We start from the raw sequence: 17,094 nt of genomic DNA on the forward strand, positions 1-17,094 counted from the left end.
CGCGGGCCAGTTCTGCCCCGCATATCCCCACCTGAATGGCGGCAAAAGACAATACAGATTCTACTAAACCTTCGCAGGAGAAATCCCTGGTTCATGAAGTTCCGCAGATAAGCCGCGAGCTGAGTTGGCTTGCGTTCAACTACCGCGTGCTGCAGGAAGCCAAAGACCCGCGGGTGCCCCTGCTGGAGCGCCTGAATTTCCTGGCTATTTTCTCCTCTAACCTTGATGAATATTTCAAGGTGCGGGTGGCCACCATGCGCCGCCTGGCCAAGCTGAAGAAAAAGACCCGCGAGAAACTGGAAGACGATCCTCTGCCGGAACTGGCCGAGATCATTGCCGAGGTATCACGTCAGCAGCAGGAATTCGGGCAGGTTTTCCGGACCGAGATCCTGCCGGAGCTCCGCCGCGAGCACATCCACCTCATTGACGAGACCGAGTGCACAGACGGGCAGCGCGACATGGCGCTGGACTATTTCCGGCGTACCATAAAGCCGCTTTTGGCACCCATCATCTTCAGCGCCAACCCCAGCCCGCTGTTCCTCAAAGACCAGACCGTGTACCTTATTGTGCGCCTGAAACCAAAGGCGCAGGAGGAGCCGGAGCAATACGCCATTCTGGAGATTCCTACCCAGAAACACGGCAGCCGTTTTGTGAAATTGCCCGTGGAGCAGGGCGAGCACTACGTCATGCTCCTGGACGATGTGATCAGGGTGGGCTTGCCTGAGCTGTTCCCCGGCTTTGCCGAGGTGGAGGCCTACGCCGTGAAACTCTCCCGTGATGCCGAGCTGGACATTGAGGAAGAGGTATCGGGCAATTTAATGGCCAAAATCAAGAAAAGCCTCAAGAAACGGGAAACCGGTAGACCCAGCCGCCTGCTCTACGACCCGCAGACCCCTGAACCCTTGCTGCACGCGCTGCTGGAGCACATTGGCATCACCACCGATGAACTGGTGGTGGGCAGCCGCTTCCACAACTTCCGTGATTTCTTCGGGTTCCCCAAGTTTGAGATACCCGGCCTGTACTATGCGCCGCAACCGCCGCTGCCCCACCCGGTGCTGGAGAAAGCCCCCAGCATGCTGGAAGCTATGAAAGAGCAGGAGTTTCTGCTGCATTACCCTTACCAGAAGTTTGACTACGTGCTCCGCTTTCTGGAAGAGGCCGCCGATGACCCCGCCGTTACCAGCATCAGCATCACGTTGTACCGCGTAGCCGATAAATCAAAGGTGGCCAAGGCGCTCATCAGGGCCGCGGAGAATGGCAAGCTGGTCACTGCCGTGGTGGAACTCAAAGCCCGTTTTGACGAGGAATCAAACATTTACTGGGGCAGCAAACTGGAGAAAGCCGGGGCCAATGTCATATTCGGGGTACCGGATCTCAAGGTGCACAGCAAGATTGGCCTAGTGACCCGGCAGGAAGACGGCCAGGCGGTACAGTACGCCTACCTGAGCACCGGCAACTACAATGAGAAAACCTCACTCATCTACACCGATCACGCCCTCTTCACCACCGACCAACGGCTCACGGGTGAGATGTCTAAGGTCTTCAACTTTCTGGTGGACGGCAACACGAACCAGACGTTTGAGCACCTACTGGTAGCACCCTTCAACCTGCGCGACGGGTTGGAAAAACTCATCAGACACGAGATGGAGCTGGCGCGGACCGGAAAACCCGCCTACATCGTGGCCAAGATGAACGCCCTGCAGGACAGCCGCATGATCAAACAGCTGTACGAGGCCAGCCAGGCTGGTGTGAAGATAGAATTGCTGGTGCGCGGTATCTGCAGCCTGATTCCGGGCGTGCCGGGCCTGAGCGAGAACATCTCGGTGCGCAGCATCGTGGACCGGTACCTGGAGCACGGCCGCATCTACGTCTTCGGGAACGGCGGGGAAGAGAAAATCTTTATCGCCTCGGCAGACTGGATGAACCGTAACCTTAACCGCCGGGTAGAGGTGGCTTTCCCCGTGTATGACCCCGTGCTGCGCCAGGAAACCCGCCAGATGCTGGATCTGCACATGAAAGACAACCAGAAAGCCCGTCTCTCAGATAACCAATACTGGGTTTCTGATGACCCATCATTGTCTGTGCACGCCCAGGATGAGGCTTACCGGCTCATGAAAGAAAAAGCCACGCAGGCCGGATTCCCGGTTACTTAGGGCCGCAACAGGTTTAAGAACTATTCCAACTAAAAAGCCAACGGGCCGGTATCAGAAGATATCGGCCCGTTGGCTTTTCAGTTGAAGTCAAAGCTGAAATCCGTTTAGGGGCCGTTTACAGTAAATCAGCCCCTAAACAAATTGGTTACTGTTTCAGGAAGCGGCGGGGCGGCACCAGGAACAGCTCCACGTTAAAGAAAACCGCGTCTTTGATGTGGGTTTCTATCAGGGGGTTGGCAGTGCGCGCGCGGCCATCGTACAAGTCAAATTTGTGGTTGTAGCGGTATCCTGTTTCCAGCCCGAACCAGATGAAGTCATAAATTTCGCGGTCCCAGCGGAGCCTTGCTTTGATCTCTGATTTCCGGAGCTCCACAGTCTCGTATTGGTTGAAAGGCTCGGTGTTGATGTTGATGTTGTAGGTAGAGCCATCAATGCGGTAGCCCAAGTACAGCAAGGATTTCTCTGAGAAGTTGCGCCGGAAAGTGACGTTGGCCGGAAACAGCGCCTCTACGCCCCACTTGTCGTTGAAGGTGCGGTTGTACAGGAAAGCCGGGTAAATGGTCTGCCGCCCGAAAGCATAGCCCAACTGCACCCCTAAACCATAAGACAGGTATCGGCTTTTCTTCCAGCCGTAAATGGCCTCCATGGAAGTTCTCAGGTAGCGCGTGAAGCTCACGTTATCATGTTTGCCGTAATCGCCGTTGAGTTCGCCTTTCACCCGGAAGATGATGTAGTTCTTGTAGTTGAGCGGTTTCAGCATGACCAACTGCCCGTCCAGGGAACGCAGGTTCTTGTCTTCCAGCCGCTGGTACAAGGGGTATTGCTGCGTTTCGGGCTCTTTGTAGTTGAACTCTTCCAGAAAGTAACTGCCGCCCAGCACCAGCTTAAAGTGCGGGTTATTCACCAGCGGCGCATAGGCCTTGAACTCAAACCGGTTGCTTTTTAGCACATCAGCGCGGGCGTCTTCCACGGTGCTCTGCTGACCTCTTGAGTGCATGCCAAACCGGGGCAGCCGCTCATACCTGATGATGATGCCCTTGCTCTTGCCCATGCCCACCACCGAGGGGTTAGCCAGTTCCTTCTCATCTGTGGTGTCCTGGGCCGCCCTTAGAGAATCAGAGAAAAAGCCCTGGGCGTTTACCGGCTGTTTTGTAAAAACCAGGCCTAAAACACCCATCAGGAGAAAAAACTTTTTCATAGAGGCAGGGCCGCAATATGTGGTTGTGGTAAGAGACATGTTAAAAGAGGAAGCCAAAATTCACGTTGAACAGTTTATCTTCTTCGCCCGCTGAGTAAGTGGCATTGATCACGGCCTGCTTGAGCACGTCAATCCAGATACCGCCCCCTACACCGCGGTGTATTTTGTTTGAGTCATCACCGTCGGCCCAGACACGGCCATGGTCCACCAGACCCATGATCCCGAATTTACCCGGGAACAAATACACATTGAACTTGAAGAGCTCTACCCGCACCTCGGTGTTCTGGTAAACGGAAGTACGCCCGGCAAAACGGGTGCGGCGGTATCCGCGCAGGTTGGTGAGTCCGCCCAGGGTATTGGCCTGGTAGAACGGGAAATCCCCGAAGTTGTGAGCCCCGCCCAACCTTGCCGCCAGCGTAAGCTGGAACGGCAGCCTTGGCCCAATGTAGAACATGAACTCAGAGCCAATACGCCCAAAGTTGCGGCCCTCCCCGCCCAACTGGTGGGAGTAGGAGAACTCGTTCAGCCATTTCAACCCGATGCGCGGGTTCACCGGGGTGCTCACCGCCTGCAGGTTCAAAAAGCCCCTTACGCCCGTGAACTGCTCCACCCCGAAGACTTCCTCTGAGAAGATCTCGTCTACGTAGCGGCCGGGGTAATGCTGCAGCTCATACCGGTCATAGAACGGCCCGATGCCCATTCTCACGAAGTGGGTGAAGCTGGTGTTGATGGTTGGCGACACCATCATCCGGGCCATCCGCACGCGGTAGTATTCTATCTCCCGGGTCTGCTCCGTCTCGTTGCCCAACCCGAAGAAGTTGATCTGGTACTGCGGTCCGAAAATGGCGGCTTTCACCCCCAGGTCCAGTTTGTCATTGAAGATCTGCTTGAACTCAGAATCATACCTGATGTTGTAGGCGCGGGTAGCGAAAGCGTAGTTGGCCCGCAGGTAATGCTCAGAGGCGTACGGCTGTTTCCTGAACTTGTGGTTGCGGTACAGCACCCCGCCGCCCAGGAACAGACCATCGTCCACGTTGTACTCTATAGACAGTCGCGGCCCAAAATAAGGAATCTTGTAGTTGTCGCGGTCATAGAGGTTCACGTCCTCAAAGGCCTCGGTTTTGTCCTCGGCCTCGGTGCCAAAGGCGATCTGGTTTTTCTCGCCGGTGAAATCATAGATCTTGGTTTTGCGCACCGGACCCTTCACGCTTGAATTGTCTGAGATGGAGTCATTGCCTTCGCCCCCAATGATGCGCACCATAGGGCCGGTTTTGGTGTTGCCGGTTACCTCAAACACATCATCGCCGCCCAGGCCGTACAACCTGATCTCTTCGGTTTCCTTGTTTTTGAACAAGCGGCGGTAAAGCACCTTGGAGACCTCGCCCTCTTTGTTGATTTTGCGCATGGTCACCTCGGTCTCGTCATCTGAAATGCGGCGCACTTCAAACTTCTCGCGCTTGTCAGAGCCGGAAATGTCCACGTCCTCAGCCAGGTGCAGGTAGTATTTCTCAGCTACCTGCGGCAGCAGGTCACGTCTTGATTTGAGGTTGGCGATCACCTCGGGCCCAGAGAGCGGAAACACCTCCGGTGGCATCTGGCGTACGGCTTCCTCAATGGCCTGGTCGGTCATGGAGGCTTTCAGCTCATTGGCCAGCTTGACCCACTGCTCACGCGTAACGCTGGACAGAAAGGTACGGTCTGCGGAGAGAGCTGAGAGGTTGAGGCCTTTATAGTCCCCGAAGTCTTTCCCGAAGTGCTGGAAATTACGCACCGCCCACCGCCGGCTCACAAGCCAGGGAATAAACCCGTCGGCTTTGAAGAACGCGATGTCACGGTCTTCGGGCACGGGCCGGTAAGTGCGGTTGTCTTCGCCGGATCTGGTTTCCACCCAGCGCCACTGCCCTTCGTGCCGGTCCCAGTCGCCAATGAGCATGTCCAGCAGGCGGGCGCGGGCAAACTCCTGCTCGTTCACCTGGTTGTCATGGTCATTGCGCTTGCGCTCCAGCAGTCTCTCGGTACCTATGATGTTGGTGGCGTTGCCCAGGCTGGCTACGTCTGAGTGATCCTCGTCTGCGTCTTCCTCCAGGAAAGCCACGGTGTTGTTGAACTCATCCAGGTACTGGCGCAGGCGCGGATCATTGGGGATGTACACCAGTTTGGGGTTGGTATGGTACACCCCGGCGGCATCGGCGAGTTTGGCGGCCACCAATGCGCCGTAAGGGTGCTGCGCCGAGATCTGGTCCTGCAAGATGTCACGGGCCACGGTGCGCTGCAGCGCTTCTGGCAACATGGCGCTGGGGTCTTTGTTCACGGAGCGGAGGGTGTACTCCCGGCCTTCCTCGTTGCGAAGCTTAAGGGAAGAGGTCTGCTTGCCACCGCCCTTCTGGTAAGGCACCAGCCCGCCTTTCTCGCGCTGCAAATCCAGCAGGGGAATGGTTACGGGTGTCTGCCATTCTCTACGGTAGTGGTTTCCCAGTAAGCCTTTTTTGAACGCACCCACCCCGTAGGCCTTGTTGGCCGGCGTGGTGATGGTGCTGTCTTTATAGTCTTCCTTGGAAATGGTGATCTGCTCGGTCTCTGGCTTGGCCTTGGCGTACATGGGCATCCGGAAGGACAGCCTGGCGGGCTCATCATCATCGTTCTTGGCATAGAATTCTACCCAGGCTTCGCCGTTGCGGTAATAGTTGATGCGGGCATATCCCTGCGACTTCTCGGCGTAGAGCGCGTCGCCGCCGTTTTTCACGTGCTGGGTTTTGCAACCGGCCCCACTGACAATGTGCGGCAGCTTGCCGGCCTTAAAATACTGCAGGTTGTGCTCATGCCCCGCCGCATACACAATGTTGTCATACTTGGAGAACACGGTCATGAGGCCGTTGATATAGGCCTGGTAGCTGGGGTGCGGAATGTCCTGGGCAATACCGCCGTACTTGCGCGCCAATGGATAAATGGACCCAATGATGGGCAACGGCAATACCCAGCCTTTGCGCAGGATGGTGAGCGGGAACAGGTGGTCTGTAAGCGTGAAATACCCCCCGTGGATACCGTTGCTGAACAGCGGGTGGTGCCCCACCACTACTATATTCTTGTCTTTGTTCTTCTGGATGATGTCTTCCAGCTGCACCAGTACGTCTACCTCGCTGGTGACGCCGCAGGGGTTATCGTCGCCGTAGGGTTTGTCATAGGGGTGCAGCCACCAGTGGGAGTCCAGCGCAATGAGCACGATCTCTTCCTCTATGAGCACCTCAAATGGGCCGGGGCAGCCGTTGCCGGGCACAAAGAAATCGGTACCCACCACAATGTTGCTGTCTGCCAGGTATTCTTCCACGAAACGCTCTTCCCGCACCACGGCCTCCCAGCCGTCCGGGGTGCCGCTGCCGCCGCCCCAGTCATGGTTTCCGGGAATCATGTATTTCTCGCCTTTGTAGCCTTTGAGAATATCCAACTGAGCCTTCATGCGGGCCTCGGCGGTTTTCCGGTCATAGGCATCTGGTTTTGGCAGGCCGTTGTGGTAGATGTTGTCGCCCAGGTACACCACGGCGCTTCTTTCCCCGGCCCGGTCAATCTGGGACTTAAGGTGCATGAGGGTGGGGTCTGGTTTATCGGTGAGCGGGGCGCCGGCATCCCCAATCAGGAACACGCTGTAGACAATCTCGGAGGTGTCTTTGGGCGTCTGGGACTGCCAATCCACCACATTGCGGGCATAGTAAGGTTTAGCCGTGGTACATGCCTGCACGAACCAGAAAACGGCAAAGGGTAAAAAGAGGAGACTGTATTTTTTTTTCATGAACGATAGATGCCAAAGCTTCAATCTGCAGGCCCAAGCGGTAACCGGCAAGCCGGGAAGTATTTAAAAGGCGGTAAATTTGGTCTTTATACGGAGCGCGGCCCTCAGAGATTATACCAGCCCTTCTAGAATAGCTTCCGCAGAATATTTGCCTGTATGACGTACGCAAAGGGGCTAGGGTTAGAAGAAATTTTGCCGAAGTAGATTCTTCTAATTCTTCTAGCCTCATAAAGAATTCATCCCATGCCTAGCCTTTTTGGCACAAGTTTTAGAAAAACAGCCTCTAAACCCTGGCGCAGGAATTAGGACTGGTCAGAGCCAGGCGAAACTTAAGTATGCTAGCATTCTACAGAAGAGCCACTTACAGGAACACCCATTGGCGGGGCAGGGTGCGCGGCGGAGTTCCGGCCCACAGGAGGACCGCTTTTGTTTGGGGCCCGTTCTAGGGAAAACGGCCTTGAAACAGTATCTCTGTACGCTGGGGCAATGTCTCTTCTGGCGCCCGGAGAGGAATACGGTCAACCTTGAAGGCCTATTTCGCGTTGTAGACCTTTGGATTCAACTCTATTGAAAGCAGCCCTTTTGCTGCTTTAGACAAGTGCTACGGGCAATATCGCTCTCACCTATCTTTATGGAAAACGAAGATCTCATCCGGAAAGCTGGCAACTACGTGTTCACGCTTTTCAAAGAGAAACTATCTAAGAAATTGGTTTACCACAACTACAAACACACGTTTGAGGTGGTAAAAGAGGCCAGAGAGCTGGCCCAGGGGTGCAACTTGCACCCAGAGGAAATGGAGATTCTTATGCTGGCCGCCTGGTTCCATGACACGGGCTATATCAGCACCTATGAGAATCATGAAGAGGAAAGCGTAGAGATTGCCACCGCCTTTCTTCAAGGAGAGAAATACCCCCCTGAGAAAATCGCGCAGGTGAATACCTGCATAATGGCCACCAAACAGGGCCAGACCACGCACCACCTGCTGGAAGACCTCTTGGTGGACGCTGACATCGCCAATATTGGGAAGGAAACTTTCTTTGCCACCGCCGAGCTCCTGCGTGTGGAGTGGGAGATTTTCCAGGACCGCACTTTCTCTGACCTGGAGTGGGCACAGTTCCAGCTGGACTTCCTGCTTTCCGTCTCTTTCCGGACCCAGCCGGCGCAGGCCAAGTTCTCCAAGCAGCTCAGCAAGAACATACAGGAGCAGCGCAACCACCAGAAAGAACTGGCTAAAAAGAAAAAGAAAAAGGAGAAGAAGAACCGCGAAGACCTGGCCCAGCCCAAACGGGGTATTGAGACCATGTTCAAGAGCACCTATGACAACCACATCAGCCTGAGTGCCATCGCAGATAACAAGGCCAACATGATGATCAGCCTCAACGCCATCATCATGTCCATCATTATCACGTACCTGGGCACCAAGTCCTCCATCATTGGGGCTGAGTTCACGCGTAACCCTATCCTTATGATCCCAGTGGGCATTCTGTTGGCTACTACTCTGGCATCGGTGATCTCGGCTATCATCTCGGCGCAGCCCGAGGTAACCAGTTTCCGCCTGCGGCCCGATAAGCTCACCAGCCGTCGCATTAACCTGCTGTTTTTCGGGAACTTCACCAAAATCCCGCTGGAAGATTTCCAGAACGGCATGCATGACATCATGCGCGACAAAAACGCGCTCTACAACAACATGATCACCGATATCTACTACCTGGGAGACGTGCTCAAAAACAAGTACCGCCTGTTGCGTATCTCCTACACCATTTTCATGATAGGCATTATCTTAACGGTGCTGTCTTTTGTGATCGCCATCTCCAGATAGGATATCCAGAAAGACACAAAGCAGAAGGGGCTGCCGTTGTAGAAACGGTAGCCCCTTCTGCTTTACAGGCTTATCTTCTCCTTTATTTCTGCCGATTCTGGTGCAGCTGTTCACATAGGTGTTTCAACTGCAGCAGCGAAGCCTTCATGAAGCCCTTGATCTGCTTGCGCCCGAAGTTGTCATAGAAGTAATCACCCACCGATACCCGGCTGTAATGGAATTCCAGGGTGAGCAGGGTTCTTCCCTCTTCCTGGTACAGGTGGTAAAAAATAAGGGCGTTGGGAAACATCTTGAAGTTGGCCATTTTCTCAATGACCTCTATTTTCTCGGGCGTGACGCGGCTCTGCAGGGTCTGCATCTCAATGGAACCACCTTTCTCCATCTCGCAGAAGTAGTTGGTGCCAATGCGGTTCACTTTTTTGGTGTCAAAGCGCGCGCTTTTCACCCGGTGCATCCATTTGGGTTTGAGCCGGTAATTCTGGATCACCCGCAGCACCAGCTCGGCGGGAGCCTTGAAATAGTCCCGCAGGGAAAACGTGTTGGGGTACTGCTTGTCGGTGTGCTCGGCTTCGGGGTCGGTGACCAGCAGGCGCAGCGGGGTAAGGAAGGCGTATTTATAGCGGATCTCCCCCACGTGCTCATAGCTGTTCATGCCGTCTTTGAGCTGGGACCAGGCAAAATTGTGCGCCACCGCCTCAGGGTCCTGGGTGTTGAGGTAACCCTCGGTCAGGAGCACGTATTCTGAGCCCTCTATGCTGTTTTTGAGCAGGCGGTGGGCCAGGATCACATCGGTACCCATGAGTTTAATATGGTCCCTTATTTGGGTCACACTGATGCGCCCATAATGCACCACTACCTTCAGGGTAAGTTTGTTCTCAGAGAGTTTGGGGCTGGACAGGATGTCATTGCGCTCCATGATGCGCAGGTAATTCTGGAAGTCCAGGAAAATCTGCTTGCACTGGCTCACGATCTGGTCAATGGCCGGGGCCTCGCCAATTTTATAGAACAGGATGGCATCTCCCTGAATCTCGCAGACTTCCATGTTGAGGATATTGGCCTCAATGATGATCTCCAGCAAATCGGCGATAAGGTTACGGCTGTACTGCACCCCGTTTTCATGCATGAACCGGGTGAAGCCGCTTATATCAGGGATGAACAGCAGTGCCGGCTGCGTGTCATCCGCTTCATGGGGCGCTAATGAAATATTGGTTACTGTTGACTCCATGGATAAATTCTAAGTCAGAAGCCGTTCAGTTGAAATCTCAACCAGTTCATCTGCTTGTTGGGTTACCTTCCAACGCCACATATACGTGAATATGGCCTCTTCCTTTGCCTTTCTGGCGCAGTTGTTGAAAATTTTCCTCAACTTCTTTCCCCAGCCTTTTCCAATACCGGCAGCTTACAGTCCAGACTGTGGCTAGGAGAGGCCTAATGCCCCTTTTTGCAGAGTCGCCCGCGCTGATGCATTCCGTAAACAAATACAGTTAATTCTTGCCCAACCAGCACAGAATACCCAGGCCGCCGGTTTTTAATTCTCATGGATCAAATTAACCCCCCGGCGCTTTTTGCCCTGTTTAAATAAAAACCAACCAAAAACAAAAAAGGAGTGACGGGCCATGTCTATGGTCTCCCTCACTCCTCTAAATAAACCCTAGATCCTTATTAGGAATTAGCGTCTGCGCTTTTTGGCTTACGGCCTCTTTTTGCGCCTTTAGGCTTGTTCAAAGAATCTGGAATTTGATTCAAAGCCTCATTCATTTGGCTGAAAATACCTAGCATCAATTGAACATCTTCAACATTTTGGCAATCGCGGATTACCTCCATTTGCATCTTGTCAAGCTTGCTTTTAAGTTGATCTCTCATAGTAATTAGGTTGTTATAGATTGAAATCTATGCAAATATATAAATAACGTTGATTCTTCAGCGAAAAGCTGCCAATTGTTCCCACTAAATTACACTACGAATTCCTCTACGCAATTTGTTTCTTATTAAATGAATTACTCTTGTAATTATTGCCTTAATTCTGAATATTTTCTTTTAAAACATTAATTAAACTTGTTCCACAGGCCAAATCTACCGGCCCAAGCCCTGGCACTTGTTTCATTAAGGCAGGAAAAGAGAAAACAAAAATGGTTGGTGCGTTAGATTTAGTGGCTTTAAAATTTTCTTGATATTAATTTTGCTTTACTTTTGCAAATAGACCAATGCAGCACTGCATTAAATGGCCCCGTAGTTCAACGGATAGAATAGAAGTTTCCTAAACTTTAGATCTGGGTTCGATTCCCGGCGAGGCCACTCTCCTTTTCTTTCTTCCCTACCCGCCCTATGGCGTGATCACCTTCCTACCCTCATAGTCCTGTTTACTTGCAGCGTCTTATTTGGATTTTTGACGACTTGCTTTATTTATTCCAATAATTCTTTTCAGGCTAATTCAATTGCACCATAAATAAGAGATTATCTGTTTGCAAGAGTTAATGAATGATCAAAGCACATCTTCACCTACCTGTCACCTAGAATTCACTACTTAATCAGGTTCTTTTTAGAAGTATCAAAAAATAAATCCGCTTCTTTTCTATGGCTGTGACAAAACTGGTGCATCCTTTGGCAAATAGAACAAAAAATAAAAGGCTTGGTTTAAGGTACAAATGATCAAACCGTGCTTACGGGTAATACCCACTTACAATTCCGTATAATTCCTGAACCTTTGTTATTCCCTTTATTACAAGCAAATTAGCCTTACACCAGCCAAAAAGAATAAACCTCAATGAGCATTTTGACCAAGAACTGATTCTGCCTGGGTATGCGGTAAGAGATGGCCATTTTCTGCTTGCATAAAGCAAAAGGCAAATTATGGTTTTCGTTTGCGTCTCAGCGGTTTAATGGCAAACAAAAAAGGCAAAACCAATGGTTTTGCCTTTCACTTATAGGGACTGAATGTTACTTCAGAATTACCTTCCTTACCTCGCTGTAGGCAGGAGCCTCCAGTTTTACGTAGTACAATCCTTTAGACAGCTTGTTTAGGTCTAACACCTTCATGTAATGGGTGTCCGGGTCTTGTATTACTTCGCGGTACACTACGTTGCCAATAACATTCATGATCCGGAGATCAGTCTTTTTGCCTTCAAAGCCTGCCAGGGAGATGGTAATCACACCGGTGCTGGGATTGGGGTACACAGACATAGACTGGTCTTCTACGTCTACCTTTGCCTCACTCTTCTGTTCTGTTGGCAGTGGCCGGGTCCTAACCTGGGCCGAGGTGTCAAAGAAGGTGAGACAAATAAAAAATAAGAGTATAAAGTGTTTCATGGGTTTTCTTTAAGCCTAAATGCTAAATTGATCTATCAACTTATAACTTGTTAACGATCAAGGAGTACACTTGGTTTTGTATTTTATACTGAACAAATACGTAAATGAGTTGTTTTAAATAACAATTATAGCATAAAAGCAACATCTTACCAGCACCTATGATTACCCGCAAAGTCATTGTCATTGGAGGAGGATTAGCCGGTTTGGTGAATGCTTTGCAACTATCAGGCCAGGGCGTAGAGGTGACGCTGGTAGAGAAGAAAAGGTTTCCCTTCCATAAGGTTTGCGGCGAATATATTTCCAACGAGGTTCTTCCCTTTCTAAAGAGTCTGAGCGTGGACGTAGAAGTGTTGAAACCCGCTCATTTAACCCACTTCCTGCTTTCTTCCCCCACCGGCCGCACGTTCCAGACCCCGCTTGATCTGGGCGGATTTGGGGTGAGCCGGTACACCCTGGACCACCACCTTTTCCAGTTAGCCCAGCGGCAGGGTGTCACGTTCCGGCAAGGGGTAAGCGCCACCGAGGTAGCTTTTGATGGACATGATTTCACCGTCACGCTTTCCTCCGGAGAGCAATTGCAGGCCCCGGTGGTCATTGGAGCGTACGGTAAGCGCAGTGCCCTGGACCGCCGCCTGAACCGCTCTTTCTTTGAGGAACGCTCCCCATACCTGGCGGTCAAATACCACATCCGTACGCAACTGCCCAAACACGTCATTGCGCTGCACAATTTCTCTGATGGATACGCCGGAGTCTCGGCGATTGAGGAGGAGCGCTACTGTTTCTGCTACCTTACTACCCGCCAGAACCTGAAAAAGCATGGCACCATTACCCAGATGGAGGCTCAGGAACTAGGCAAAAACCCTTGGCTACGCGACCTGCTCCAAAACAGCGAATTCCTGTATCCCCAGCCCGAGGTCATCAACGAGATCTCCTTCGCACCCAAAGCCTGCCTGGAAGACCACGTGCTCATGAGCGGTGACGCCGCCGGCCTCATCACGCCGCTGTGCGGCAACGGCATGGCCATGGCCATCCACTCGGCCAAACTGTTGTCTGAGCAGGTGCTGCTCTTCCTGAATGGCCAACAAACCAGAACCCAACTGGAAAACAATTACTCCAAGGCCTGGCAGCGGCAGTTTGGCGCCCGGTTACAGACTGGCCGCCTGGTGCAGCGCCTGTTCGGGAAGCCCATTCTGTCTGAGTTGGCGGTCACCAGCCTCAAATACCTTCCGGGCGCGGTGGGTGCCATCATGCGGCGCACGCACGGCAAGCCTTTTTAACCCTCCAGTTTTGAATTGACCTTCCTGCTTTAAGCCTGATTTCTACAAAATCGACCTGAAACAACCTTGCCTGTCAGTCGGAGGCTTGCATGTTTTTAATGGACTTTCGCGGGCTTTATTCTTTTGCCAAAACCCCAACCCGGGGTTATGAGTATGTTCCGGATGGCGGGCATTCACTCCCCCTCTGCCCGGAGCCCCGGCAAAACAAATCCGGCTCTTTAAACATCTTGCCGCATTTTTTGCTTATACTTATTATATGAAGAGTTACCTCTGCGCCATCGGCACGGCAAATCCACCGCATGCTTTTCCTCAGCAACAGATTGCTGATTTTATGGCCGAGGCCCTTCAGCTGGACCAGAATGATACGCGCAAACTCAAAGCCCTGTACCGGGTATCGGGGATTGACCAGCGCCACACCGCCCTCCCCGACTACGGTCGCCAGAACGGCGAGTACGAGTTCTACCCCAACACCCCGGGTCTGGAGCCTTTCCCCACCGTGGGCGACCGCATGCAGGAATACCGCAAAAATGCCTTGCCGCTCTCAGTGGCGGCCGCGGAGGAGTGCCTGGCCCAGGTTCCGGACATAGACGTCAGCCAGATCACCCACCTGATCACGGTCAGTTGCACGGGCATGTACGCCCCTGGCCTGGACATTGAATTGGTAGAGGCACTTGGCTTGCCTAACCAAGTGCAGCGCACGTGCATCTACTTTATGGGGTGCTATGCCGCCTTCAACGCCTTAAAAGTGGCCGATACTATCTGCCGCGCCGATGCCCACGCCCGCGTGCTCATTGTCTGCACCGAGCTCTGCACCCTGCACTTCCAGAAGCAGCAGCAGAGCGACCATCTGGTGTCTAACTCCCTTTTCGCCGATGGCGCCGCCGCGGTGCTGGTGAGCCCTAAACCGCTGTCTTCGCTGTCCTTGCGCGTAGATGCGTTTCACTGCGATCTGGCGCCTTCGGGGCACAAGGACATGGCGTGGCACATCCATGATTTCGGGTTTGAGATGACGCTTTCCTCTTACGTGCCGGCCTTGATCAAACAGGGCATTGGGCAGCTGACGCAGTCGCTGCTGCAAAAGCTGAACCTGAAGCTGGAGGAGGTTGAGCTGTTTGCCATCCATCCGGGCGGGCGCAAGATCCTGGAGGTAATTGAAGAGGCGCTGGGCCTTACCGCCAAAGACAACCGGCACGCTTACCAGGTACTGCGGCAGTTCGGGAACATGTCCTCGGCCACGGTGCTTTTCGTGCTGCGGGCGCTGTGGCAGGAACTACAACCCGGCCGCCACGAGGCACCCATTCTGAGCTTCGCCTTCGGGCCGGGGCTAACCCTGGAATCTATGTTGCTTTCAGTACACTATGTTTAGCGAGCGGTCCACGGAACCGGAGCTGATGGATGACCTGTCGCTGGCCAATGATGACCTGCGCCGGAACCTGCAGGAACTGGAGTTCATCAACGTCTGGCTGGGCGGGCATGACGTAGTGCGCAACGGCCTAAATCAGGTTATAAAGGACCCATTTCTGGCCTCTTTTCCCGAAAACACTCTTAGAATAGCCGACCTGGGAAGTGGCGGTGGTGATACCCTGCGCATGGTGGCCCGCTGGGCGCGGAGCAAAAACCTGCAGGTAGAACTGACCGGCATAGATGCCAACGCCTTTATGCTCCAGTATAGCACCGACCTGAGCGAGGACTACCCTGAGATCACTTACCGCCAAGCCGATGTCTTCTCCCCGGAGTTTGCCCAGCAAGAGTTTGACATTGTCATCTGTAGCCTGTTCCTGCACCATTTCCCGGAGGCGGCACTGGCCTCTCTCCTGGCCCAACTGAAAGATCAGGTGCGCGTGGCCGTGCTCATCAATGACATCCACCGGCATCCGCTGGCTTACTATTCCATCAAGAGTCTTACCCAAATGTTCTCGCGCTCGTATCTGGTAAAGCATGACGCGCCGCTCTCGGTGCTGCGGGCTTTCTCCCGCGCAGACTGGCAGCGCACGTTGGCCAAGGCAGGTATTGAAAGCTACCGGTTGCGGTGGCGCTGGGCCTTCCGCTGGCAGATTCTTTTTGGCCCGATTGCAGAAAAACGGCACCAAAACAAAAAATAATTTGTAACTTACTATAACAGAGAAAGATATACGTATTTACCGCAACATAAAAGCAGCGGTTACCACGAAGAATGATCCCTGTTAAATGCGGAAGCACTCCTTTACCGGCGAGGCCCCGCACATTGTTTCACCAAAACTTTTCCCATGGGCCGAAGTTCCTCAAAACAACCCCTTCAATTCTGGCTGCTTCTGGCGGCATCCATCCTTTTATCAGCCATGGTCATCAGCCTGTTCTTTGAAATCATGAAGGTGATGATCTACTTACTGCTTGTGCTCCTGCTGGTGCCAGTGATCTACCTGGCACTGAAACGCTCCCTTCCCTTCCTCCGCGGCGCTGACACCAAACTTAAAACCCGTATTTGATTTACCGTATCAGGTAGCATGTATCAAGTATCAGGACAAAAATCTTGCTACGTGATATGTGCTTCGTGATACCCATTTAAAAGAAGATCTGCTGGGCCAGCCGGAAGGTATTGGCGTGAGCTTCCACTATATCTGCGATGCGGGTGGAGTAGCCGCCGCCCATGCTGGCGCAAACGGGGATCCTACGTTGGTGGCATAGTTCCAGCACCAGCCGGTCGCGCTCTTTGCAGCCGGCCAGGGTGAGCCCCAGTTTGCCCAACTTGTCAGAGGCCAGCACGTCTACCCCGCTCTGGAAGAACACGAAATCTGGGTTCACCTGCTCCATGAGGGCGGGTAGATGCTCGCGTAATAACTTCAGGTAATCGGTATCGCCAATGCCATCCGGCAGGGGTACGTCCAGGTCAGACTTTTCTTTGTGCAGCGGATAGTTGTTGCCGCCGTGCATGCTGAAGGTGAACACGTGCGGTTCATCAGAGAAAATCTGGGCAGTGCCGTTGCCCTGGTGCACATCCAGATCCACGATGAGAATTTTCTGCGCCTTGCCTTCATCCAGGAGGTACTGGGCCGCCAGCGCGTTGTCATTGAGCAGACAGAAACCTTCGCCCCGGTCGGTGAAGGCGTGATGCGTGCCGCCGGCAATGTTCATGGCCATGCCGTATTCCAGCGCAAACTCCGCGGCCATCACCGTGCCGCCCATGATCATTACCTCCCGCGCCACCAACTCCTTAGACAGCGGGAAGCCGGTTCTCCTAATCTCGGAGGGAGTGAGTTCCAAGCCGTGCAGCCGTCGCCAATAATCCTGTTCATGCACCCGCACAATGCGCTCCTCGGGCAATGGCGTGGGCTGAAAGAAGTTCTCCTGCGTCACGGTGCCCTCGTAGAGGAGCTGCTGCGGAAGTAGCTCGTATTTAAGCATGGGAAACCGGTGGTTTTCCGGCAACGGGTGCGCGTACTCGGGGGACCAGGCAATCTTAAGCATAATTTCTGGGCAAGCTGTTTTTAGGATTATTCCTTTTTAACCTCTTCTGGGTTACTGAGACAACATTGTCTTGGCGCAGAATGTTTGTCTGCAACATTATAGGCAAGAGATAG

The 17,094-nt window shown here is 53.1% G+C and carries 12 protein-coding genes and 1 tRNA gene; 7 read left to right on the forward strand and 6 right to left on the reverse strand.

The features are described from left to right. The first annotated feature begins 35 nt into the window (after window positions 1-35). The gene (gene ppk1 / locus J3P34_RS09940) at window positions 36-2,153 is read left to right on the forward strand and encodes a polyphosphate kinase 1 (protein WP_210488274.1); all 2,118 of its coding nucleotides are present in this window, start codon (window positions 36-38) and stop codon (window positions 2,151-2,153) included. A 145-nt stretch (window positions 2,154-2,298) separates the two neighbouring features. Here ppk1 and J3P34_RS09945 read toward each other — a convergent pair whose 3' ends face one another. Beyond that, the gene (locus J3P34_RS09945) at window positions 2,299-3,351 is read right to left on the reverse strand and encodes a DUF6268 family outer membrane beta-barrel protein (protein WP_210488276.1); all 1,053 of its coding nucleotides are present in this window, start codon (window positions 3,349-3,351) and stop codon (window positions 2,299-2,301) included. A 40-nt stretch (window positions 3,352-3,391) separates the two neighbouring features. Then, complete coding sequence (locus J3P34_RS09950) at window positions 3,392-7,135, reverse strand: metallophosphoesterase (RefSeq protein ID WP_210488278.1); 3,744 nt, start codon at window positions 7,133-7,135, stop codon at window positions 3,392-3,394. Between the two features lie 631 nt (window positions 7,136-7,766). Between J3P34_RS09950 and J3P34_RS09955 the strand changes: the two genes are divergently transcribed. Continuing rightward, entirely contained in the window at window positions 7,767-8,954 is a 1,188-nt protein-coding gene (locus J3P34_RS09955) for a Pycsar system effector family protein (RefSeq protein ID WP_210463240.1), read from the forward strand. Window positions 8,955-9,036: 82 nt separating this feature from the next. Here J3P34_RS09955 and J3P34_RS09960 read toward each other — a convergent pair whose 3' ends face one another. Both J3P34_RS09960 and J3P34_RS09965 read right to left on the reverse strand, forming a co-directional pair. Further along, complete coding sequence (locus tag J3P34_RS09960; RefSeq protein WP_210488280.1) at window positions 9,037-10,179, reverse strand: DUF2652 domain-containing protein; 1,143 nt, start codon at window positions 10,177-10,179, stop codon at window positions 9,037-9,039. 437 nt (window positions 10,180-10,616) lie between these two features. Further along, window positions 10,617-10,817 (reverse strand): hypothetical protein, encoded by a 201-nt coding sequence (locus J3P34_RS09965; RefSeq protein ID WP_149089523.1) that lies wholly within the window; start codon window positions 10,815-10,817, stop codon window positions 10,617-10,619. 360 nt (window positions 10,818-11,177) lie between these two features. On the opposite strand from J3P34_RS09965, the gene J3P34_RS09970 reads away from it, so the two are divergent. Continuing rightward, window positions 11,178-11,249: transfer RNA gene (locus tag J3P34_RS09970), tRNA-Arg, on the forward strand. Window positions 11,250-11,891: 642 nt separating this feature from the next. Here the strand turns inward: J3P34_RS09970 and J3P34_RS09975 are convergent. Continuing rightward, window positions 11,892-12,260 (reverse strand): T9SS type A sorting domain-containing protein, encoded by a 369-nt coding sequence (locus tag J3P34_RS09975; protein WP_210463238.1) that lies wholly within the window; start codon window positions 12,258-12,260, stop codon window positions 11,892-11,894. A 158-nt stretch (window positions 12,261-12,418) separates the two neighbouring features. On the opposite strand from J3P34_RS09975, the gene J3P34_RS09980 reads away from it, so the two are divergent. From J3P34_RS09980 to J3P34_RS09995, 4 genes are all read left to right on the forward strand, one after another. Further along, window positions 12,419-13,537, forward strand: a complete 1,119-nt coding sequence (locus tag J3P34_RS09980; protein ID WP_210488282.1) for an NAD(P)/FAD-dependent oxidoreductase — start codon at window positions 12,419-12,421, stop codon at window positions 13,535-13,537. A 256-nt stretch (window positions 13,538-13,793) separates the two neighbouring features. Continuing rightward, window positions 13,794-14,903: a type III polyketide synthase gene (locus J3P34_RS09985; protein ID WP_210488284.1), complete on the forward strand. Its 1,110-nt coding sequence runs from the start codon at window positions 13,794-13,796 to the stop codon at window positions 14,901-14,903. Next, window positions 14,896-15,639 (forward strand): methyltransferase domain-containing protein, encoded by a 744-nt coding sequence (locus tag J3P34_RS09990; protein WP_246853647.1) that lies wholly within the window; start codon window positions 14,896-14,898, stop codon window positions 15,637-15,639. Before J3P34_RS09985 ends, J3P34_RS09990 begins: the two co-directional genes overlap by 8 nt. A gap of 144 nt (window positions 15,640-15,783) precedes the next feature. Beyond that, the gene (locus J3P34_RS09995; protein ID WP_210463235.1) at window positions 15,784-16,002 is read left to right on the forward strand and encodes a hypothetical protein; all 219 of its coding nucleotides are present in this window, start codon (window positions 15,784-15,786) and stop codon (window positions 16,000-16,002) included. A gap of 76 nt (window positions 16,003-16,078) precedes the next feature. Here the strand turns inward: J3P34_RS09995 and J3P34_RS10000 are convergent, their stop codons facing one another. Continuing rightward, window positions 16,079-16,981: a histone deacetylase family protein gene (locus tag J3P34_RS10000; RefSeq protein ID WP_210488286.1), complete on the reverse strand. Its 903-nt coding sequence runs from the start codon at window positions 16,979-16,981 to the stop codon at window positions 16,079-16,081. Window positions 16,982-17,094 lie beyond the last annotated feature (113 nt).

Origin of the sequence: Rufibacter aurantiacus (assembly GCF_017916345.1) — a bacterium.
GTDB lineage: Bacteria > Bacteroidota > Bacteroidia > Cytophagales > Hymenobacteraceae > Nibribacter > Nibribacter roseolus.

Excerpts from the sequence above, each read along its gene's own strand:
- ppk1 (WP_210488274.1), top strand. The coding sequence starts at position 36 with ATGGCGGCAAAAGACAATACAGATTCTACTAAACCTTCGCAGGAGAAA.
- J3P34_RS09945 (WP_210488276.1), bottom strand. The coding sequence starts at position 3,351 with ATGAAAAAGTTTTTTCTCCTGATGGGTGTTTTAGGCCTGGTTTTTACA.
- J3P34_RS09950 (WP_210488278.1), bottom strand. The coding sequence starts at position 7,135 with ATGAAAAAAAAATACAGTCTCCTCTTTTTACCCTTTGCCGTTTTCTGG.
- J3P34_RS09955 (WP_210463240.1), top strand. The coding sequence starts at position 7,767 with ATGGAAAACGAAGATCTCATCCGGAAAGCTGGCAACTACGTGTTCACG.
- J3P34_RS09960 (WP_210488280.1), bottom strand. The coding sequence starts at position 10,179 with ATGGAGTCAACAGTAACCAATATTTCATTAGCGCCCCATGAAGCGGAT.
- J3P34_RS09965 (WP_149089523.1), bottom strand. The coding sequence starts at position 10,817 with ATGAGAGATCAACTTAAAAGCAAGCTTGACAAGATGCAAATGGAGGTA.
- J3P34_RS09975 (WP_210463238.1), bottom strand. The coding sequence starts at position 12,260 with ATGAAACACTTTATACTCTTATTTTTTATTTGTCTCACCTTCTTTGAC.
- J3P34_RS09980 (WP_210488282.1), top strand. The coding sequence starts at position 12,419 with ATGATTACCCGCAAAGTCATTGTCATTGGAGGAGGATTAGCCGGTTTG.
- J3P34_RS09985 (WP_210488284.1), top strand. The coding sequence starts at position 13,794 with ATGAAGAGTTACCTCTGCGCCATCGGCACGGCAAATCCACCGCATGCT.
- J3P34_RS09990 (WP_246853647.1), top strand. The coding sequence starts at position 14,896 with ATGTTTAGCGAGCGGTCCACGGAACCGGAGCTGATGGATGACCTGTCG.
- J3P34_RS09995 (WP_210463235.1), top strand. The coding sequence starts at position 15,784 with ATGGGCCGAAGTTCCTCAAAACAACCCCTTCAATTCTGGCTGCTTCTG.
- J3P34_RS10000 (WP_210488286.1), bottom strand. The coding sequence starts at position 16,981 with ATGCTTAAGATTGCCTGGTCCCCCGAGTACGCGCACCCGTTGCCGGAA.